At 73.3% G+C, this 19578-nt stretch carries 16 protein-coding genes and 1 tRNA gene; 6 read left to right on the forward strand and 11 right to left on the reverse strand.

All coding sequences use genetic code 11. The features are described 5' to 3' along the window. Positions 1-9: 9 nt before the first annotated feature. The 5 genes from ACFY30_RS24610 to ACFY30_RS24630 form a co-directional block, all read right to left on the reverse strand. Entirely contained in the window at positions 10-969 is a 960-nt protein-coding gene (locus ACFY30_RS24610) for an SMP-30/gluconolactonase/LRE family protein (RefSeq protein ID WP_390847289.1), read from the reverse strand. A gap of 181 nt (positions 970-1150) precedes the next feature. After that, positions 1151-2380, reverse strand: coding sequence for a cysteine--1-D-myo-inosityl 2-amino-2-deoxy-alpha-D-glucopyranoside ligase (gene mshC / locus ACFY30_RS24615; RefSeq protein WP_390847290.1), 1230 nt, complete (start codon positions 2378-2380; stop codon positions 1151-1153). Between the two features lie 102 nt (positions 2381-2482). Further along, entirely contained in the window at positions 2483-3316 is an 834-nt protein-coding gene (locus ACFY30_RS24620; protein ID WP_390847291.1) for an SCO1664 family protein, read from the reverse strand. After that, positions 3280-3870 carry a DUF3090 domain-containing protein gene (locus ACFY30_RS24625; protein WP_390660753.1) on the reverse strand — a complete coding sequence of 197 codons (591 nt, stop codon included), beginning with the start codon at positions 3868-3870 and terminating at the stop codon, positions 3280-3282. Before ACFY30_RS24625 ends, ACFY30_RS24620 begins: the two co-directional genes overlap by 37 nt. An 87-nt stretch (positions 3871-3957) precedes the next feature. After that, complete coding sequence (locus ACFY30_RS24630; protein ID WP_390847292.1) at positions 3958-4644, reverse strand: histidine phosphatase family protein; 687 nt, start codon at positions 4642-4644, stop codon at positions 3958-3960. 62 nt (positions 4645-4706) lie between these two features. On the opposite strand from ACFY30_RS24630, the gene corA reads away from it, so the two are divergent. Beyond that, the gene (gene corA, locus ACFY30_RS24635; protein ID WP_390847427.1) at positions 4707-5702 is read left to right on the forward strand and encodes a magnesium/cobalt transporter CorA; all 996 of its coding nucleotides are present in this window, start codon (positions 4707-4709) and stop codon (positions 5700-5702) included. 16 nt (positions 5703-5718) lie between these two features. Here the strand turns inward: corA and ACFY30_RS24640 are convergent, their stop codons facing one another. Continuing rightward, positions 5719-6507 carry a ferritin-like domain-containing protein gene (locus ACFY30_RS24640; RefSeq protein WP_390847293.1) on the reverse strand — a complete coding sequence of 263 codons (789 nt, stop codon included), beginning with the start codon at positions 6505-6507 and terminating at the stop codon, positions 5719-5721. 181 nt (positions 6508-6688) lie between these two features. Continuing rightward, positions 6689-7744, reverse strand: coding sequence for an LLM class F420-dependent oxidoreductase (locus tag ACFY30_RS24645; RefSeq protein WP_390847294.1), 1056 nt, complete (start codon positions 7742-7744; stop codon positions 6689-6691). Positions 7745-7968: 224 nt separating this feature from the next. On the opposite strand from ACFY30_RS24645, the gene ACFY30_RS24650 reads away from it, so the two are divergent. Both ACFY30_RS24650 and ACFY30_RS24655 read left to right on the forward strand, forming a co-directional pair. Next, positions 7969-8955 carry an aldo/keto reductase gene (locus tag ACFY30_RS24650; RefSeq protein WP_390847295.1) on the forward strand — a complete coding sequence of 329 codons (987 nt, stop codon included), beginning with the start codon at positions 7969-7971 and terminating at the stop codon, positions 8953-8955. Next, positions 8952-11159 (forward strand): helix-hairpin-helix domain-containing protein, encoded by a 2208-nt coding sequence (locus ACFY30_RS24655; RefSeq protein ID WP_390847296.1) that lies wholly within the window; start codon positions 8952-8954, stop codon positions 11157-11159. Before ACFY30_RS24650 ends, ACFY30_RS24655 begins: the two co-directional genes overlap by 4 nt. A gap of 78 nt (positions 11160-11237) precedes the next feature. Here ACFY30_RS24655 and ACFY30_RS24660 read toward each other — a convergent pair whose 3' ends face one another. Next, positions 11238-11978: a hypothetical protein gene (locus tag ACFY30_RS24660; protein ID WP_390847297.1), complete on the reverse strand. Its 741-nt coding sequence runs from the start codon at positions 11976-11978 to the stop codon at positions 11238-11240. 47 nt (positions 11979-12025) lie between these two features. On the opposite strand from ACFY30_RS24660, the gene ACFY30_RS24665 reads away from it, so the two are divergent. After that, the gene (locus tag ACFY30_RS24665; protein ID WP_040896034.1) at positions 12026-12214 is read left to right on the forward strand and encodes a DUF5703 family protein; all 189 of its coding nucleotides are present in this window, start codon (positions 12026-12028) and stop codon (positions 12212-12214) included. A 70-nt stretch (positions 12215-12284) separates the two neighbouring features. Here the strand turns inward: ACFY30_RS24665 and ACFY30_RS24670 are convergent, their stop codons facing one another. The 3 genes from ACFY30_RS24670 to ACFY30_RS24680 all read right to left on the reverse strand — a co-directional run bounded on the left by ACFY30_RS24670 (position 12285) and on the right by ACFY30_RS24680 (position 15088). Then, a complete protein-coding gene (locus ACFY30_RS24670) occupies positions 12285-13199 on the reverse strand; it encodes a chaplin family protein (RefSeq protein WP_390847298.1) in 915 nt (304 codons plus the stop codon). Positions 13200-13377: 178 nt separating this feature from the next. Continuing rightward, positions 13378-13611: a chaplin ChpH gene (gene chpH, locus ACFY30_RS24675; protein WP_390660745.1), complete on the reverse strand. Its 234-nt coding sequence runs from the start codon at positions 13609-13611 to the stop codon at positions 13378-13380. Positions 13612-13768: 157 nt separating this feature from the next. After that, complete coding sequence (locus ACFY30_RS24680; RefSeq protein ID WP_390847299.1) at positions 13769-15088, reverse strand: M20/M25/M40 family metallo-hydrolase; 1320 nt, start codon at positions 15086-15088, stop codon at positions 13769-13771. Positions 15089-15357: 269 nt separating this feature from the next. On the opposite strand from ACFY30_RS24680, the gene ACFY30_RS24685 reads away from it, so the two are divergent. Together ACFY30_RS24685 and ACFY30_RS24690 are read left to right on the forward strand one after the other, a co-directional pair. Beyond that, a tRNA-Leu gene (locus ACFY30_RS24685) sits at positions 15358-15442 on the forward strand. Positions 15443-15713: 271 nt separating this feature from the next. Further along, positions 15714-19574, forward strand: a complete 3861-nt coding sequence (locus ACFY30_RS24690; RefSeq protein ID WP_390847300.1) for a Pls/PosA family non-ribosomal peptide synthetase — start codon at positions 15714-15716, stop codon at positions 19572-19574. Positions 19575-19578 lie beyond the last annotated feature (4 nt).

A 19578-nucleotide genomic window follows, 5' to 3' on the forward strand; every position in this document is an offset into this window, starting at 1 on the left:
CCCTTTCCGTCATGCCGGGACGGCGACCACCGCGTACGTCGTCTGCGGGGTGGGGGGCGTCGTGAAGCGGGCGTTGGGCAGATAGAGCCGGTCGCCGTAGGCGGCGACCGTGGTCGGCACGTCGAAGTCCGCGTCGGTGATGCGGCGCTCGAACACCCCGCTGCGGGCGTCGGCGGCCAGGGTGAACACGTCGACGGCGTTCTGCCGGTTCTGTACGGCGTACAGCGTCCGCCCGGTCCGCAGCAGCCCGTCGCCGTTGGTGAGGGGGGCGGCGTCGCCGAGGTCGACCAGGGTGGTGACGCCGGTGCGCGGGTCGACGCGGTGCAGTCCGCCGGCCCCGCTCTGGACGACGAGCAGCGCCGAGCCGTCGGGGGTGCGGGTGATGCCGTTGGCGTTCACTGATCCGTCGTCCATCTGGGTCCAGTCGCCGCTCAGCGGGAGGCGTACGACGTCCGCGGCGTCCGGGAGTTCCCCGCGCCGGCCGAGCGGCAGGGCGTACAGCGTGGGCCGGTAGGAGTCCGTGAACCAGGCCGCGCGCGGGGTGAGACACACGTCGTTGGTGAACGTCGGCGTGGTGGTGGCGAGTTGGTAGGACGCGAGGATCTCGCCGCTGCGCACGTCCACGACGCGGGCGCCGGCGTCGCGTCCGGCGACGAACAGCCGCCCGCGGTCGTCGAGTTCGAGGCCGACGGAGGGGGTGCCCGGGCCGGTGGAGACGATGCCGCCCTCGCCGGTGCGCAGGTCGGCGCGGTAGATCGAGCCGTCGCCGAGCGAGCCCAGGTAGGCGTACGGGCCGCGTCCGACGGCGATGCCCTCGGGGCGGAAGCCGTCGGGCAGGGGGATCACGTCGGGCCAGGCGGCGGCGTGGGCGGGCGGGCCGAGGGAGGCGGCGCCCAGGGTCGCGGCGCCGAGCGCGAGCAGCCGGCGGCGTGTGAGGGGATGTGCGAAGGAACCGTGTGTGGGTGCCACGGGACGTCCTTCCGCGAGGGGACCGGTGTCGGCCGGTCCGACGGGGTCGACTTGCGCCCACTTCACCACGGACACCGCTGTGGTCACAGGTGCCGACAGCCGGTCGACAGCACCTCGACAGTGGGGGAGGGGCCCCTCCCGCGCCGGGCGGGACGAGCCCCTCACTCAGTGGATCAGCGGGTCACAGCGCGACACCCAGCAGGGCGTCCACGGCCCGGGAGACGACGCCGGGCGCACTGATGTCCGTGCCGCCCTGCTCCTGCTGGAGGGCGGCCCAGCGGTCGACGGCGGCCAGCGCCGCCGGGGCGTCGAGGTCGTTCGCGAGGGCTTCGCGGATCTCCTCCACCAGGGCCTCGGCGGGCGGCCCGTCGGGCCGGGAGACGGCCGCGCGCCAGCGGCCGAGCCGGGCCACGGCGTCCACGAGCACCTGGTCGGTCCACTCCCAGTCGGCCCGGTAGTGGTGGGCGAGCAGGGTGAGCCGGATGGCGGCCGGGTCGACGCCGTCCCGGCGCAGCCCGGAGACGAAGACGAGGTTGCCCTTGGACTTGGACATCTTCTCGCCGCCCAGGGCGACCATGCCGGCGTGGACGTACGCCTTGGCCATGGGGAACTCGCCGGTGAGCACCTGGGCGTGCGAGGCGCCCATCTCGTGGTGCGGGAAGGCCAGGTCGGAGCCGCCGCCCTGGACGTCGAAGCCCATGCCGAGGTGGTCCAGGGCGATGGCGACGCACTCGATGTGCCAGCCCGGCCTGCCCCGGCCGAGCGTGCCGCCGTCCCAGCTGGGCTCGCCCTCGCGGGCCGCCAGCCACAGGATCGGGTCGAGGGGGTTCTTCTTGCCGGGGCGGTCCGGGTCGCCGCCGCGCTCGGCGGACAGCAGGCGCATGGCGTCGGCGTCGAGGCGGGAGACCTTGCCGAAGTCCGGGTCGGACTCGACGGAGAAGTAGGTGTCGCCCTCGAGCTCGTAGGCGGCGCCCGCGTCCCGCAGTCGCTCGACGAGCGGGACGATGCCGGGTATCGCCTCGACGGCTCCTATGTAGTTCTGGGGCGGGAGCATCCGCAGGGCGGTCATGTCCTCGCGGAAGAGGGCCGTCTCCTTCTCGGCGAGGGCGACCCAGTCGACGCCGTCGCGGTCCGCGCGCTCCAGGAGCGGGTCGTCGACGTCGGTGACGTTCTGGACGTAGTGAACCTGCCGCTTGGTGTCGAGCCACACGCGCTGGACGAGGTCGAACGCGTTGTAGGTCGCCGCGTGACCCATGTGGGTCGCGTCGTACGGGGTGATGCCGCAGACGTAGAGACGGGCGACGGGACCGGGTTCAAGGGTGACCAAGCCACCGGTCGCGGTGTCGTGGATCCTCAGGTCGCGGCCCTGACCAGGCAGGGCGGGGACCTCGGAAGCGGGCCAGGCATGCATGTCATGAGCCTAACCGGACGGAAGTTGCGTATACGAACCGGAGCAGGCCGGATGACCGGGAAGGCGCTCTTGTGTGATTCCGTCCGGTGTGCTTGCGGCCTGTCACACCGGTGGCCAGGGGATGGCCGGCCACTCGCCGCCGGGCTCGGGGTGCTTCCCGGACTCAAGGAGCGCGTCGACACGCGCGCGTGTGGCGTCGAGCTCGGCGGGCGTGACCAGGGCGGTCAGGGTGCCCGTGAGCCGCCCGGAGGGCTCCAGGGCGGCCCTGAGCCCCTTGAGGACGTCGACCGCCTCTGCGGTCAGGGGCTCACCCGCCCAGCCCCACAGGAGGGTGCGCAGCTTGTTCTCGGTGTTGAAGGTCACGCCGTGGTCGATGCCGTAGAGGCGGCCGTCGGCGGTGGGCAGCAGATGGCCGCCCTTGCGGTCGGCGTTGTTGATCACCGCGTCGAGGACGGCGAGCCGCCGCAGCCGCTCGTCGTCGGCGTGCACCAGCAGCGCGGTCCGCCCCTGCCCGACCTCGGCGAACCCGATCGCCTTCCAGCCGGGCTCCGGCTCCTCGGCGTCGACGAGCGCGAGCAGTTCGGACTCGGCCGTCGCCTCGATCCACAGCTGGCACATGCCCTCGCCGTACGGTCCGTCGCGCAGCACGGTGGGCGGGACGAGCCCCCAGCCGGTCGCCTCGGACACCTCGTAGGCGGCGACCTCACGCTGGGCGAGGGTGCCGTCGGGGAAGTCCCACAGGGGTCTCTCCCCCGCGACGGGCTTGTAGACGCAGGTGGCCTCGCGGCCCTCGTGGACGACGGTGCAGTACAGGGCCGCGTTGGAGGCCTCGCGGATGCGGCCCCGGACGGTCAGCTCGCCCTGGGCGAGGAGGTCGGCGGAGGCCGGGTCGGTGGTCGTCACGCCCCGCGGCGGTATCCGTTCTGGCGCGGACATACGTGTCCTTCCGGGTCGAGCGGCAGGCTGCACAGCGGGCACGGCGGCCGGCCGGCGTTGACGACGTCGAGGGCGCGCTTGGCGAAGGCTCTCGCCTGCGCGCCGGTGAGCCGGACCCGCAGCATCGGGGGCCCGTTCTCCTCGTCCTGGAGCAGCCGTTCCTCGGCCTCGGCGAGGTCCTCCTCGGAGTCCGCCTCCAACTCCACGAGGGCCTGCGCCTCGACGATCATGCGCTGCTCCTCGCCGTCCCAGGCGAGGGCCATGGTGCCGACCCGGAACTCCTCCTCGACGGGGGTCTCCAGAGGGGCCGTGTCGGAGTTGTCGGCGGGCGCCACGGCGGGCACGGCCGCGTTGCCGCCGCTACGGCGTACGACCTCGTCCAGCAGTTCGTCCATGCGCTCGGCGAGCGCGGCGACCTGGGTCTTCTCCAGGGCCACACTGGTCACTCGGGAGCCGGCGGTGGCCTGGAGGAAGAAGGTACGGCGCCCGGGCAGTCCGACCGTACCGGCCACGAAGCGGTCCGGTGGGTCGTAGAGGAACACCTGACGGGACACGTCCTGTCTCCATGGGAGTCGTGGGTTCGGGAACGTCCATGCGTGTACGCGCGTGTGTGGACCGCTTCACCCTACTGCGGCCGACGATCACGGTGCGCCCGCGCCGCCTCCGACCGTCGCGTCGCCGGTCGGGGGTTCCTCGCGCGGTGCCAGCGAGGCGAAGTCGCCGGTGTCGCCGAGCCGCACGAGAAAGGGCCGCAGCCGGGTGTAACGGATCGCGGTGATGGAACACGGTTCGACAGAGATCCGCTGGAAGAGGTCGAGATGAAGCCCGAGCGCGTCCGCCACGAGCGACTTGATGATGTCGCCGTGCGAGCACATCAGATAGACGGCGTCGGCGCCGTGGTCGCGCTCCACGCGCGCGTTCCACTCGCGCACGGCCTCGGCGGCGCGGGTCTGCATGGCCCGCATGGACTCGCCGCCCGGGAAGGCGGCGGCGGACGGGTGCGCCTGCACGACCTCCATCAGGGGTTCGTCCTTCAGTTCGGCGAGCTTGCGGCCGGACCAGTCGCCGTAGTGGGCCTCCCCGATCCGCTCGTCGGTGTGGACGGGCAGGCCGGGGCGGGCTTCCAGGAGCGGCTGGACGGTCTCCTGGCAGCGCTGCAGGGGGCTCGCGACGACCTCGGCGATCGGCAGTCCCTCCAGCCTGCCGGGCAGGGCGGCGGCCTGCGCGGCCCCGCGCTCGTCGAGGGCGACGCCGGGCGTCCAGCCGGCGAGCACTCCGGAGGTGTTGGCGGTCGAACGTCCGTGCCGGACGAGGATCAGCGTGGGCATGCGGACCAGCGTAGGCGTACGCGTGGGTACGCCGGAGAGCACCTGAAGGAGGAATGCGCTCCGTGATCGTCGACTGCGCGGTCTACCGTGAGGGACACCGTACGGACGGGCCGCAGGACCTGTCGGACGCCCTGGACGAGGCGCGTACCGCGGGCGGTTTCGTGTGGATCGGGCTGTACGAGCCCACCGAGAAGGAGTTCGACCGCGTCACCCGGGAGTTCGGCCTGCACCCGCTGGCCGTGGAGGACGCCCTCAAGGCCCATCAGCGGCCCAAGCTGGAGGTGTACGAGGACTCGCTGTTCCTGGTGTTCAAACCGGTCGTGTACGAGCCCGAGAGCGACACCGTCTCCTCCGGCGAGGTGATGGTGTTCCTCGGGGACTCGTTCGTGGTGACCGTCCGGCACGGCGAGGGCTCGCCGCTGGCCGCGGTGCGGCGCCGGCTGGAGGACGAGCCGGAGATGCTCGCGAAGGGGCCCACGGCGGTGCTGTACGCGATCGCCGACGCCACCGTCGACCACTATCTGGACGTGGCGACCGAACTGGGGACCGATCTGGAGGAGCTGGAGGCGGAGGTGTTCTCGCCGGACGGCGGCGGCTCGCGGCACACCGCGTCGCGGATCTACACCTTCAAGCGGCAGGTCCTGGAGTTCCGGCGGGCCACCGGTCCGCTGGGGCCCCCGGTGAACCGGCTGGCGGACACGGGCGCCCTCGGCTCGGGACTGCCCTTCGTGGACGACAGGGCGCGGCCGTTCTTCCGGGACGTCAGTGACCATCTGATGCGGGTGAACGAGTCCGTGGAGGGCCTGGACCGGCTGGTGTCCGACATCCTCTCCGCGCATCTCGCGCAGATGAGCGTCCGGCAGAACGACGACATGCGGAAGATCTCCGCGTGGGCGGCGATGGCCGCGGTCCCCACGATGATCGCGGGGATCTACGGGATGAACTTCGACCACATGCCGGAGCTGCACTGGCTGTGGTCGTATCCGGCGGTGGTCCTGGTGATGGCGGCCCTGGAGGTGCTGCTGTACCGGCTGTTCAAGCGGCGGGGCTGGATGTAGGCGGCTGCGGCGGGGCTCAGGCGAACTCGGGCGCCGGCACGGGCGGGCCGCCCAGGGCGTCGCGGCGTTCGGGCATCTCCAGGGAGACCATCCGCCGCCAGCCGGCGAACCGCTCCCAGGCGTACACGGCGTGGATGCCCGCCGCGAGGACGGCCGACTTGGCCTTCGGCCAGCCGAGGATGCGGCCCATGTGGGCCATGACGGCGAGGCTGACGTCGCGGTAGACGCGGATCTCGGCGAGCGCGCACGCGCGCAGCGTCCGCTGGATGGCGCGGCCGTGCCCGGCGTAGGCGAAGCGCAGCAGTTCCTCGTGGCAGTAGGCGAGGTGGTTGTCCTCGTCGTGCGAGATCATCCTGACCGCGCGGCCGATGTCGGGGTGGTCGGCGAAGTGCCGGCGCAGCAGTTCCATCTGCTCGGAGGCCCGCTGCTCGGTGACCCGGCTGTGGGCGAGGTAGGTGACGATGTCCTGGACGGTCAGCGGCCGGTCGGCCCTGAGCTTGTCGTGGGCGAGGCCGATGCCGTGGCGCTCCAGGAGCATCGTGTAGTCGGTGTCCGGCGGCACGGGGACGGGCCGGAGGCCGCGCTTCTTCATGAGGGCGTCGAAGATGCGCCCGTGCTTGTCCTCGTCGGCTCCGTGCCGGGTGATCTTGGGGGCGAGGTCGCGCTGCTCCGCCGGGACGAGCGCGGCGATGCGGGCGTTCTCCCAGCCGCCCTGCGACTCCCCGCTGGCGGCGATGGAGCAGAACAGCGCGAAGGACTCGTCGTTGTCGATGATCTCCTGGAACAGACTCTTGGCGGAAAGCATGCACATCAGTCAAGAGCGGCGGAACAGGGCCCGCAACAGCTGTGTCCGGGGGCTCGGCCGAAAGGATGACGGCGGGGGTCTCGACGGGGGCGTAACCGGGCGCGCTCCGGCGCGTTGTTCTCCGTGACGGCCGTGGCGGGGAAGACCCCCGAGCCCCCACCACGGCCGCTGAACTTCCTCGTTACGCCAGCCCGGCGCGTTCCATCGCCTGCACGCCGGCCCGCAGCGAGGCGAGGCGCTCGTCCAGGGTGAAGCCCGCGGGGGCGAGGGTGAGGGTGGTGACGCCGGCGGCGGCGTAGGCCTTCATCCGGTCGGCGATCCGCTCCACCGAGCCCAGCAGCGTGGTCCGGTCGATCAGCTCGTGCGGTACGGCGGCCGCGGCACCCTGCTTGTCGCCGGCCAGGTACTTGTCCTGGATCTCCGTCGCCGCCTCGTCGTAGCCCATGCGCCGGGCGAGCTGGTTGTAGAAGTTCTGCTTGCGGCTGCCCATGCCGCCGACGTAAAGGGCGGTGTAGGGGCGGAAGGTGTCGGCGAGGCGCTCGACGTCCTTGTCGTCGCCGAGGGCGAGGGGCAGCGTCGGACAGACGTCGAAGCCGTCCATGGTCAGCCCGGCCTTCTCGCGCCCGGCCCGCAGGTGCTTGATCGCGGTGTCCTCGAGGTGGTCGGCGGAGGGGAAGATGAGCAGCGCGCCGTCGGCGATCTCGCCGGTCTGCTCCAGGTTCTTCGGGCCGATCGCGGCGATGTAGAGCGGGATGTGCTCGCGCTGCGGGTGCACGGTGAGCTTGATCGGCTTGCCGGGGCCGTCCGGCAGCGACAGCGTCCAGTGCTCGCCGTCGTACGACAGCCGCTCCCGGGTCATCGCCTTGCGCACGATCTCGACGTACTCGCGGGTGCGGGAGAGCGGCTTGTCGAACTTGACGCCGTACCAGCCCTCGGAGACCTGCGGCCCGGAGACGCCGAGGCCGAGGCGGAAGCGGCCGCCGGACAGGGAGTCGAGCGTGGCGGCGGTCATCGCGGTCATCGCGGGCTGCCGCGCCGGGATCTGGAAGATCGCCGAGCCGACGTCGATCCGCTCGGTCTGCGCGGCGACCCAGGTGAGCACGGTGGCGGCGTCCGATCCGTAGGCCTCGGCGGCCCAGCAGACGGCGTACCCGAGCCGGTCGGCCTCCTGGGCCACGGCCAGGTTGTCCCCGTCCATTCCGGCACCCCAGTAGCCGAGGTTGATCCCGAGCTGCATGGCCGATTCCCCTTACTGATCAGTAACGACGCTGTCGTGCCGACCTTAGCGCGGGGGGCCGGGGGCGGGGAGGGCGGTGTGGTGAGGGTCGCGTGTCCCCGTACCGGCCGCGTGGCCTGCGCGGCCACGGGACCCGGGGTGGCCCGGACCTGGGGGTGACGCGCGGAGATTCCGTTGTCCACAGGCAACCCACGGCCCAGTTCTGGCCAGTAATCTCGGCGTTCATGGAGCAGAGGCATCTCGGCCGCACCGGCCTGCGTGTGTCCCGCATCGGGCTCGGCACCCTGACCTGGGGGCGTGACACCGACGAGCACGACGCCGCGGACCTCTTGAAGACGTTCTGGGAGGCCGGCGGCACCCTCGTCGACACGGCGGACGTGTACGGCGACGGGGAGGCCGAGTACCTGCTGGGACGGCTCATGGAAGGCCTGGTGCCGCGCCGCGACCTGATCATCTCCACGAAGGCGGGCAGCGTGCCCGACCCCGACCGCCGTTTCGACGGCTCCCGGGGCCATCTGCTGGCCGCCCTGGACGCCTCTCTCGCCCGCCTCGGCACCGACCACGTCGACGTGTGGCACGTCCACGCCTTCGACCCGGACACCCCGCTGGAGGAGACCCTCCAGGCCCTCGACATAGCTGTCGCCAGCGGCCGCGCCCGCTACGCCGGTGTCTCCAACTTCTGCGGCTGGCAGCTCGCCAAGGCCGGCACCTGGCAGCTCGCCGCGCCGGGCACCCGCACCCGGCTGGCCAGTACGCAGATGGAGTACTCGCTGCTGCAGCGCGGCGTGGAGCGCGAGGTGCTGCCGGCCGCGCTGGACCTGGGCATCGGCCTGCTGCCGTCCTCGCCGCTCGGCCGCGGCGTGCTCACCGGCAAGTACCGGGGCGACGCCCTGCCGCCCGGCTCGCGCGGCGCCTCGGACCACTTCGCGCCCTTCGTCGAGCCCTATCTGGACGACACCGCGAGCCGCATCGTCGACGCCGTGACGACCGCGGCGGACGGGCTCGCCGTGACCCCGCTCCAGGTCGCCCTCGCCTGGGTCCGCGACCGGCCCGGGGTGGCCGCGCCGGTGGTCGGCGCGCGCACCGCGCAGCAGCTCACGGCGGCACTGTCAGTGGAGGCCCTTAGTCTTCCTGACGAGATCTGCCGGGCGCTCGACGACGTGTCGGCGCCCGTGCACCGCTATCCCGATCACGACTGGAGCACGCTGTGAGCACGGAGCCGGACCCCTCGGAAAGCACCGAGAACACCGGGCCGCAGACCCCGGACGGTGACGGCGGCGGCCTGGGTGACGGCGGCGGCCCGGACGCGGTCGAGGGCGCCGCCGAGGAGACGCCGACGCCGCGGCCGGCCGGGGGCGAGGCCGCCCCGCTCGTCGAGGGCGAGGCCGCCGCGCGGCTCTCCGAGGCCGAGGCCGAGCTCGCCGCGCAGAAGCTGGAGCGGGAGCGGATCGAGCGGCGCAAGGCCGAGAAGGCGAAGCCCATCGACAGCGGGACCAAGCTCAGCGGCAGGGCCGCCGACCTGCTCGCGGCGGTGCGGGCGGTGGAGAGCGGGGCCAGGCCCCCGGCGACCGTCTTCAGCGAACCGGAGGCCCCCCGCCGCCCCGCCGCCCCACAGCCCGTACGACCACCGCAGCCCGTGGCCGCCGAGGTCACCGCCGCTCCCCCGCCACCCGCCCCGGACACCGTGGAGGCCGTGCGCCGCGTCCTGAGCGACGGCGGCGCGCCCGAGGCGCTCGCGCCGCAGGTCGCCGGGTCGCTGGGCGAAGGAGCACAGGAGCTGCTGCGCGAGGATCCCTGGCAGCTGCTGCGCGTCACCGGGGTACGGCCCGAGCAGGCCGACGGCTTCGCGCGGGCGCTGCTCGGACCGGCGTGCGCCCCCGACGACGAGCGGCGGGGCCGCGCGATGACGGTCTGGCTCCTGGAACAGGCCGCCCTGGCCGGCCACACCGCCCTGGAGCTGCCGACGCTCACCGCCGCGCTCGGCCGGCAGGCCGTGCCGGACGCCGACGCGGCCGTGCAGAGCGCCCTCTTCGAGGGGGACGCGCTCGCCTTCCAGGACGCCCTGGAGGAGCCCGGCGCCGCCGCGGGGAGAGCCGACGCGGAGGAGGGCGACGAGGAGGAGGACCGCCCGGTCCGCGTCCTGGTCGGCCTCGAACGGTACGCGCTCGCGGAGGAGAGCCTCGCCGACGGCCTGGCCCGGATCGTGAACTCCCTGACCAAGGAGGCGTCCGCGGCGAGCGAGTGGGAGCCGGCCGTGGCCTCGGCGTCCGGCAGCGCCGCCGAGCTGATCCGGGCCGTCGCCGGTCACGGCCTGGTGCTGCACACCGGCGGCGAGGCCGCCCGCGCCGAGCCGGCCGCGCTGCTCACCGCGGCCCGCGCCCTGGGGCTGCGGGCGGTCGCGGCCTGCCACACCCGGATCGGCCGCCGCGCGTTCGGCGCGCTGCTGGGCGGGGCGGAGGACGCCGTCGTCACCGTGTCGGGTCTGTTGTCGGGCACGGAGGGTCCCGGCCGGGACGCCGACGGGGCTTTCGCCCTGGACCTGCTGGTCGTGCCGGACGCGCCGCGACTCGACGTGGAGCGTGCCGCGATGCTGGTGGAGTCGCTGCCGGACGGTGCCCGGCTGGTGCTCGGCGGGGATCCGGCGGAGCTGTGGTCGGCAGGTCCCGGCCGGGTCTTCGCCGATCTGCTCGCGGCCCGGGTGTGCCCGCAGGTCGCCTCGCGCACGCCCGACCCCGGGCCGCTCGGCGAACTCCTCTCCGGGATCGGCATCGGCGAGCTCAACCAGGTCGAGGCACCCGGCAAGGAGCTGGTGATCGTGCCGGTGCGGGACGCGGCCGAGGCCGTGCACCGGACCATGCAGCTGGTCTTCGAGTCGGTGCCGCGGGCCTTCGGCCTCGCGCCCGGGGAGACGGTGGTGATCACCCCGGGCCATGGCGGCCCGGCCGGTACCCGCGCGCTCAACGCCGGGCTCAAGGAGCGTCTCAACCCCGGCCCGGGCCGCTTCGGCGGCTTCGACCCGGGCGACGTGGTCGCCCACTCCCCCGTGCCGGGACAGCTGGAGCTGGGCCGGGTGGAGAAGGCGGACGCCGACGGGCTGCACCTGTCCTGCTCGGGCGCCCCCGTCGTCGTACCGAGGGAGCGGGTGGAGCACACCGTGCGGCACGGCTGGGCGCTGACCGCGCACCAGGCCGCGGGCAGCCGCTGGCCCGCGGCGGTCGTGGTGCTGCCCGGGGATGCCGCGCAGGCCCTGTCCCGCCCGTGGGTGTACACGGCGTTCAGCCGCGCGGAGCGCCATCTGTCCGTGGTGCACGGCGTCGAGCAGGCGCTGCCGAGAGCCGTCGCCGAGGTGGCGTCGAAGCCCCGCACGACCCGGCTGCCGGTACTGCTGCGCACCCAGGTGCCGGCGGCCGGCTGACCCGGCCCCGGGTACACGCGGGCGGCGGCCGTGAAGGGCTTTCCCTTCCCGGCCGCCGCCCGCGTCTCGTCCCGCCCTCTAGCGCCGGTCCGCGTCCAGCGGCTCCAGATCCCCGTCCAGGTCCTCGTCCTCGACGTCGTCCACGTCCTCGAGGTCGGCCACGAGGTCCTCTTCGTCGCCGTCCTCGCCGTCGCCGTCCTCGCCGTCCTCGTCGTCGTCCTCGAGGTCGTCGAACACCGCGCTCACGTCGAACCGGCACACCACCCGCTGCGGGTCGGCCTGCTCGAAGGGGGTCTCCAGCCACTCGCCCGGTTCGGCCGGCTCGTCGGCGGCCAGCACCCACAGCGTGGAGTCGCCCTCCTCGAGGCCGAACTCCTTGTGCCGGGAGGCGATCTCGTCGGCCTCGAACTCGCCGAACAGGATGCCCAGGGCCCCGTGCACGGTGCCCGCTGCCTCCGTGCCCTCGTCTTCGGCGGCCTCGATCCGCTGCGCCTGCGCGAGCAGCCGGTGTGGCTCCGCGACCGCGTAGTCCCGGCGGATCAGCACACTCAGCGCGTTCGGTTCCTCGGGACCCGTGTACGGCGGCAGGGAGTCCTCCGCGCCGGGGATCTCGAAGGGCGTGACCTCGTCATAGCGGTCGTACAGCAGTTCGTCGTACACCTCGGCGGCCGCGGCCAGCTCGTTGAACGCCTCGTAGACGGCCGGGTCGTCCTCCCCCGCCCTGCGTTCGACCGCCGCCAGATGGCGGTCGAGCGCGGTCTTGACCGCCTCGGCGGCGGCGCGTACCTCGGCAGCTGTGGGCTGCGCAGCATCAGACATAGTGCAGACGCTATCCGTACGAGGCCCCAGCCCGCACAATAGATGCGATGCCGGAATACGAATTTGTCGACGTCTACGTACCGCGCGGGGTTTCCCGCAAGGAGGCGACACGTCTGCTGACCGACCATGCCGAGTACGGACACTGGGAGTTGCACCGCCTCAGCCTGATGCGTGACGGCAGCCGCAGGGTGCGGCTGCGCCGGCGGATCATCCGTCAGGTGCGCGCCACCTGGTGAGGTGAGCGACACGGACGGAGCGGGCCCCGCCGAGGCGGGGCCCGCTCCGTCGTGCGGCGCCGGGGGGGCGTCACAGGGAGGCGCGAGCCTTGCGGTAGATCAGCGAGCCCGCGAGCAGCGCGCCCGCCCCGGCGGACAGGGCGAGGCCGATCGGCAGCTCGCTTCCGGTCTCCGCGAGCTGCGCGCCGCTCGCGAGGGAGGTCCCGGTGCTCTGGTGGCCGGTCACGGAACGGGCCGGCGTCACATGGCCCGGGGTGGACGGCACGGCCTCGGGGCCGGAGGGGGTGGTCCGGCCGTGCTCGGCCGGCTTGCCGGGGGTCTGGTGTCCCGGCTTGCCGGGGGCCTGGTCGCCCGGCTTGCCGGGGGTCTCGTGGCCGCCGGCCGGAGGCGTGCCGTAGCCGTGGTCGTGGCCGCCGCCGTTGTCGCAGTCGTTGCCGTACGTCGGGTTCAGGATCCCGACGGCGCCGACACTGTTGCCGCACACGTTCACCGGTACGTCGACCGGTACCTGGACGTGGTTGCCGGAACCGACGCCGGGCGAGCCTACGGTGTGGCCGCCCGCGTGCGCGCCGCCCGAGCCCGAGCCCGTGCCGTGGCCGCCGTGACCGCCCCAGCCGCCGTTGTGGCCGCCGCCGTGGCCGCCGCCGTGACCGGTGTGGCCTCCGCCGTGCCGGCCGCCCCCGTGGCCGCCGCCGTATCCCTGGTCCTCGTCGCCGTGGCCCGCCGGTGCGCGGTGGCCGCCGCCCGTGTTGGCGCACGAGTTGCCGAACGCCGGGTTGAGGATCCCGACGACGTCGACGGTGTTGCCGCACACGTTGACCGGGACGTTCACCGGCACCTGGACCGAGTTGCCGGACACGACGCCGGGCGAGTCGGTGGCTGAGCCGATCGCGCCCGAGTCTGCGTGGGCGTAGCCGCCTGCGGCGGCGATCACCCCCGTGGCAGCCGCCACGGTCATGAGGCTTTTGCGGGTGACCTGTCGCATTTCTGTTTCCTGCTTTCGATCTCGTCCTCGACTCGAATTCCCGCATCATTCCAGTTCTCGTGGACATTCGAGTCGTTCGACTTCTTCGGCCATTCCTTCGGAAAAGACCGGTCGGCCCCGGAGCGCATGGCGCGCGCTCCGGGGCCGACGGTGTGGACGGCCCCTCAGCGGGTCGACGTCACTTGTTGATGCAGACGTTGCCGAAGGCGGGGTTCAGCAGCCCGATCGCCGAGATCGTGTTGCCGCAGACGTTCACCGGGACGTGCACCGGAACCTGGATCACGTTGCCGGACACGACACCCGGGGAGTGCACCGCGGCACCCTGGGCACCGGAGTCGGCGACGGCCAGGCCCGCACCCGCGAGAACCAGCCCACCCGTGGCAGCCGCAGCAGCGACGACCTTCTTGATCATTATTCCTCCTTGTTGGCAAAGCGATTCCAAGCAGCGAATCGCATCAGCAACAACGAGGCGGAATTAATGAGGCTACGCGCTTATCGTCGCATTCACTCTTCCCAGTCATGTCCGCACAGGCGACCGATTCATGAAAACCCGGTTCCACCGGGACGATTCAGGACGCGTCGATGAACCGGTCGAGCACCCGCACGCCGAACTTCAGCCCGTCCACCGGCACCCGCTCGTCGACCCCGTGGAACATGCCGGCGAAGTCCAGCTCCGGGGGCAGCTTCAGCGGCGCGAAGCCGAAGCCGCGGATGCCGAGGTCGTCGAAGGACTTGGCGTCGGTGCCGCCCGAGAGCATGTAGGGGATCGCCTTCGCGGTCGGGTCCTCGGCGAGCAGCGCCGACTGCATGGCCTCCACGAGCGCCCCGTCGAAGGAGGTCTCCAGCGCCTTGTCGGAGTGCACGTCCTCGCGCCGCACCTTCGGGCCGAGGATCCGGTCGAGGTCGGCGAGGAACTCCTCCTCGTGCCCCGGCAGGAACCGTCCGTCGACGTGCGCGGTGGCCTCGCCCGGGATGACGTTGACCTTGTAGCCGGCGCCGAGCTGGGTGGGGTTGGCGGTGTTGCTCAGGGTCGCGCCGATCAGCTTGGCGATGCCGCCGAGCCTGGCGAGCGTGGCCTGCATGTCCTCGGGGTCGAGCTCGGTGCCGAGCGCGTCGCCGAGTTCGTCGAGGAAGGCGCGGGTCGTCTTGGTGACCCGCACCGGGAAGGTGTGCCGGCCGAGCCGGGCGACCGCCTCGGAGAGCTCGGTGATGGCGTTGTCCCGGTGGATCATCGAGCCGTGTCCGGCGGTCCCGGCGACGGTCAGCTTCATCCAGTGCATGCCCTTCTCGGCCGTCTGGACGAGGTAGAGCCGCCGTTCCTCGCTCACGGTGAACGAGAACCCGCCCACCTCGCTGATCGCCTCGGTGACGCCCTCGAAGAGGTCCGGGTGGCGGTCGACGAGATAACGGGCGCCGTACGTGCCGCCGGCCTCCTCGTCGGCCAGGAACGCGAGGACGATGTCGCGCGGCGGCCGGCGCCCGGAGCGCAGCCGGTCGCGGACGACCGCCAGGGTCATCGCGTCCATGTCCTTCATGTCGACGGCGCCCCGGCCCCAGACGCACCCGTCCGCGATCTCACCGGAGAAGGGGTGGTGGGTCCAGTCGACCGCGTTGGCGGGGACGACGTCGGTGTGGCCGTGGATGAGCAGCGCGGGCCGGGACGGGTCCTCGCCCTCGATGCGGGCCACCGTGGAGGCGCGCCCCGGATGCGACTCGAAGATCTGGGGTTCGAGACCCACCTCGGCGAGCTTCTCGGCGACCCACTCGGCCGCCTTGCGCTCGCCCGGACCCGAGTGGTCGCCGTAGTTGCTGGTGTCGATCCGGATCAGCTCGCGACAGAGGTCCACGACCTCGTCCTCGCCGGTGACGCTCCTGGCCGTGTCGCTCACGCTGCTTCCTCCCGCTGTCCCTGCCGACGGTCGCCGTCCCTGCCGACGGTGACCGTCACCGCCGGTGGCCGCCGTGACTGCCGGTGGCCTCCTTCATCCTCCCCCTCCGTGCCGCCCCGGCCCAAGACCGCTCCCGGCCCGTCACACGCCGTTCACGCCGTTCACGCCGGGCGCGTCCGCCCGCCGGCCACCTGTGATCGGGGCACCCCGGAAAGCCTGGTAATGTTTACGACGTCGCCGCGAGGGAAACCCCGCACGACAGACACCTTGTCCGGGTGGCGGAATGGCAGACGCGCTAGCTTGAGGTGCTAGTGCCCTTTATCGGGCGTGGGGGTTCAAGTCCCCCCTCGGACACGCGAGATGAGCGAGGGCCGCGACCACTGGTCGCGGCCCTCGCTCGTGTGTGTGGCCGATGTCTCCCCGGCCGAAGATCACGCAGGTCATCTCCCCCGCCCTGCCGTCCCGGCAGCCCCCGAACGGCCGTCCCGGCTGGCTGACACAAGGGGACGACCCTAGCGTCGTACTAAAATTTCCGGCTTGTTACGGAGCCGGCACGGACAACCCCAGGCAGACCTGCGGGCCCGTCGGCGCCCCGGAGGCTTCCGGGATCGAGACGCGAGGACCGATGGCAGCCATACACGAGAGCGGTGCTCTCGGCCTGCTCGACGAAGAAATCGCCCAGCTCGGTGACACGGCATGCTTCTCCGGCGGCCCGGCCACCTCTCCGCGCACGCTCGTCGACGTCTTCGACGCGTCGGTGCGGTCGTACCCGGACGAGCTCGCCCTGGACGACGGCACCACGCCCCTGACCTACCGCGCGCTCGCCGTCGAGGTGGAGCGGCTGCGGCGCCGGCTCGCCGCCGCCGGGGTCGGCCTCGGGGACCGGGTGGGGGTGCGGGTGCCGTCCGGCACCAACGACCTCTACGTGGCGATCCTGGCCGTCCTCGCCGCCGGTGCCGCCTATGTCCCCGTCGACGCCGAGGACCCCGACGAGCGGGCCGAGCTGGTGTTCGGGGAGGCGGGGGTGCGGGCCGTCGTCGGCGCCGGGCACGAGATCGCCGTGCACGGGGTGTCCGACGTGCCGGCCGCCCGGCCCGGTGTCGGGCACGACGCGTGGATCATCTTCACCTCCGGTTCGACCGGGAAGCCGAAGGGTGTCGCCGTCGGTCACCGCGCCGCCGCCGCGTTCGTGGACGCCGAGGCCGCGCTGTTCCTCGCCGAGGAGCCCCTCGGGCCGGGGGACCGGGTGATGGCCGGGCTGTCGGTGGCCTTCGACGCCTCCTGCGAGGAGATGTGGCTGGCCTGGCGGTACGGCGCCTGCCTGGTGCCCGTGCCCCGGTCGCAGGTCAGAAGCGGCGCCGATCTCGGGCCGTGGCTGGTCGAGCAGGAGATCACCGTCGTCTCCACCGTGCCCACCCTGGCCGCGCTCTGGGAGCCCGAGACCCTGAACGACGTACGGCTGCTGATCTTCGGCGGGGAGGCCTGCCCGCCCGAGCTGGCGCAGCGCCTGGTGACCGAGGGGCGGGAGGTCTGGAACACGTACGGGCCGACCGAGGCGACCGTGGTCGCCTGCGCCTCGCTGATGTCGGGAGAGGAACCGGTCCGGATCGGGCTGCCGCTGCGGGGCTGGGAGCTCGCCGTCGTCGACGAGGCCGGTGAACCGGTGCCGATGGGCGGGACCGGTCAGCTGGTGATCGGCGGGGTCGGGCTCGCGCGCTACCTCGACGCCGGGAAGGACGCGGAGAAGTACGCGCCGCTGCGGTCGCTGGGCTGGGAGCGGGCGTACCGCAGCGGGGACCTGGTCCGGGCCGAGCCCGGGGGGCTGGTCTTCCTCGGCCGGGCCGACGAGCAGATCAAGCTCGGCGGGCGGCGCATCGAGCTGGGCGAGGTGGACGCGGCGCTGCGGGCGCTGCCCGGGGTGGCGGGGGCGGCCGCGGCGGTGCGGACGGCGCGCGGCGGCAACCAGCTGCTCGTCGGGTACGTCGTCACGCAGGACGGCTGGGACCGGGCCGAGGCGGTGGAGCGGCTGCGGGCCGCGCTGCCCGCCGCCCTGGTGCCGCTGCTCGCGCCGGTCGACGACCTGCCGACGCGTACGTCCGGGAAGGTCGACCGCGACGCGCTGCCGTGGCCGCTCGACACTGTCGAGGTACCCGCGGGTGAGGACCTGTACGGCACCGAGGCCTGGCTCGCCGAGCAGTGGACGCAGGTGCTGGGCGTCCCGGTCGTCTCGGCCCGCGACGACTTCTTCGCGATCGGCGGCGGCAGCCTGGCCGCCGCCCAGCTCACCACCCGGCTGCGCACGCGCTACCCGAGCGCCGCCGTCCTCGACCTCTATCAGCAGCCGGTGCTGCGCAAGCTGGCCCGCCGGCTGGAGGAGTCGGCGCAGGACGACGGCGGCAGCCGCACGGTCGCGCCGGTTCCGAGGAAGGCGCAGCTCGTCCAGCTCCTGCTGCTCCTTCCGCTGTTCACCCTGCTCGCCCTGCGCTGGACGGTCGTACTGGCCGCACTGGGCCAGCTGCTGCCCGGCTACGGCTGGCTGCCGGCGGCGCCCTGGTGGCTGGTGGCCGCCGGGGCCCTGCTGTTCTTCACCCCGCCCGGGCGCATCGCCCTCGCGGCGGGCGGGGCGCGGCTGCTGCTGCGGGGGGTGCGGCCCGGCCGCCACCCGCGCGGGGGGCCGGTGCATGTGCGGCTGTGGGCGGCCGAGCGGCTGGCCGAGTTCAGCGGGGCGACCTCGCTGACCGGGTCCTGGCTGGAGCGGTACGCCCGTGCCCTGGGCGCCAGGATCGGGCCGGACGTGGACCTGCACGCGCTGCCGCCGGTCACCGGGCTGCTGAAGCTCGGGCGGGGTGCGGCCGTGGAGTCGGAGGTGGACCTGTCGGGGTACTGGCTGGACGGGGACCGGCTGGAGATCGGCGCGGTCAAGGTGGGCGCGCACGCCGTCGTCGGCACGCGCAGCATGCTCTTCCCGGGCGCCCGGGTGGGCAAGCGTGCCGAGGTGGCGCCGGGTTCGGCGGTCGCCGGGCAGATTCCGACCGGCCAGCGGTGGGCGGGGGCGCCCGCGGTCAAGCTCGGCAAGGCCAAGCGGAACTGGCCCGCGCAGCGGCCGCCGCGGGGCAGGTACTGGCAGGTGATGTACGGCCTGACCGGCGTCGCGCTGAACCTGCTGCCGGTGGCGGCGGCCGGGGCCGCGCTGCTGGTGGCCGGTGTGTTCGTCACCCCGGGCCCGGGGCTCGGCGGGGCGCTGCGCGGGGCCGCGGCGGCGCTGGTCCCGGCGACGCTCGCCTACGGGCTGGCGTACGCCCTGCTGCTCCTGGTCGCCGTACGGCTGCTCAGTCTGGGCCTGCGCGAGGGCACGCACCCCACGCACGGCCGGGTGGGCTGGCAGGCCTGGACGGTCACGCAGCTGATGGACCGCTCCCGCGAGACCCTGTTCCCGCTGTACGCCGGGCTGGTCACGCCGGTGTGGCTGCGGCTGCTGGGGATGCGGATCGGCAGGGGCGCCGAGGTGTCGACGGTGCTGGCCCTGCCCAGCCTGACGACGGTCGGCGAGGGCGCGTTCCTGGCCGACGACACCCTGACCGCGCCGTACGAACTGGGGGGCGGCTGGGTGCGGATCGGGCGCGCGCAGATCGGGCGGCGGGCCTTCCTCGGGAATTCGGGGATGACCGCGCCGGGCCGGAGCGTGCCGGACGGCGGGCTGGTCGGTGTGCTGTCGGCGACTCCGAAGAAGGCGAAGAAGGGCAGCTCCTATCTGGGTCTGCCGCCGGTGAAGCTGCCGCGCAGCACCGCCGGCGGCGATCAGAGCCGTACGTACGATCCGCCCGCGCGGTTGCTGTGGGCACGCGCGCTGGTGGAGCTGTGCCGGATCGTGCCGGTGTTCTGCTCGGCGGGCCTGGCCGTGCTGACGGTGGCCGCGCTGTGTGCCCTCGGCGGCTGGGCGCCGCTCCTCGGCGGGCCGGTGCTGCTGGGCGCGGGTGCGGCGGCCGGTCTGCTGTCGGTCGCCGCGAAGTGGCTGCTGGTGGGGCGGCACCGCAGCGGGGAGCATCCCCTGTGGAGCTCCTTCGTGTGGCGCAACGAGCTGGCGGACACGTTCGTCGAGGTGGTGGCGGTGCCGTGGCTGGCGGGCGCGGTGCCCGGTACGCCGGTGATGACGGCGTGGCTGCGGGCGCTCGGGGCGCGGATCGGCCGGGGCGCCTGGGTGGAGAGCTACTGGCTGCCCGAGGCGGACCTGGTGACCCTGGAGGACGGGGTCACGGTCAACCGGGGGTGCGTCCTGCAGACTCACCTCTTCCACGACCGGATCTTGCGGACGGATACTGTGGTCCTCCGTGAGGGCGCCACGCTGGGTCCTGGCGGGATCGTGCTGCCCGGCAGCACGATCGGGGCCCGTACGACCCTGGGTCCCGCGTCGCTCGTCATGGCCGCGGAGTCCGTCCCCGACGACACCCGCTGGCTCGGCAACCCGATCGAGGCATGGCGTCCCTGAATCG

It is taken from the genome of Streptomyces sp. NPDC000345, from assembly GCF_042898825.1.
In the GTDB taxonomy this organism is placed as follows: Bacteria; Actinomycetota; Actinomycetes; order Streptomycetales; family Streptomycetaceae; genus Streptomyces.

Bases quoted from the DNA above. Each gene is read 5' to 3' on its own strand.
- mshC (WP_390847290.1), bottom strand. From the start codon at position 2,380: ATGCATGCCTGGCCCGCTTCCGAGGTCCCCGCCCTGCCTGGTCAGGGC.
- ACFY30_RS24650 (WP_390847295.1), top strand. From the start codon at position 7,969: ATGGAGCAGAGGCATCTCGGCCGCACCGGCCTGCGTGTGTCCCGCATC.
- ACFY30_RS24665 (WP_040896034.1), top strand. From the start codon at position 12,026: ATGCCGGAATACGAATTTGTCGACGTCTACGTACCGCGCGGGGTTTCC.
- ACFY30_RS24640 (WP_390847293.1), bottom strand. From the start codon at position 6,507: ATGCTTTCCGCCAAGAGTCTGTTCCAGGAGATCATCGACAACGACGAG.
- ACFY30_RS24630 (WP_390847292.1), bottom strand. From the start codon at position 4,644: ATGCCCACGCTGATCCTCGTCCGGCACGGACGTTCGACCGCCAACACC.
- ACFY30_RS24670 (WP_390847298.1), bottom strand. From the start codon at position 13,199: ATGCGACAGGTCACCCGCAAAAGCCTCATGACCGTGGCGGCTGCCACG.
- ACFY30_RS24620 (WP_390847291.1), bottom strand. From the start codon at position 3,316: ATGTCCGCGCCAGAACGGATACCGCCGCGGGGCGTGACGACCACCGAC.
- ACFY30_RS24660 (WP_390847297.1), bottom strand. From the start codon at position 11,978: ATGTCTGATGCTGCGCAGCCCACAGCTGCCGAGGTACGCGCCGCCGCC.
- chpH (WP_390660745.1), bottom strand. From the start codon at position 13,611: ATGATCAAGAAGGTCGTCGCTGCTGCGGCTGCCACGGGTGGGCTGGTT.
- ACFY30_RS24690 (WP_390847300.1), top strand. From the start codon at position 15,714: ATGGCAGCCATACACGAGAGCGGTGCTCTCGGCCTGCTCGACGAAGAA.
- ACFY30_RS24645 (WP_390847294.1), bottom strand. From the start codon at position 7,744: ATGCAGCTCGGGATCAACCTCGGCTACTGGGGTGCCGGAATGGACGGG.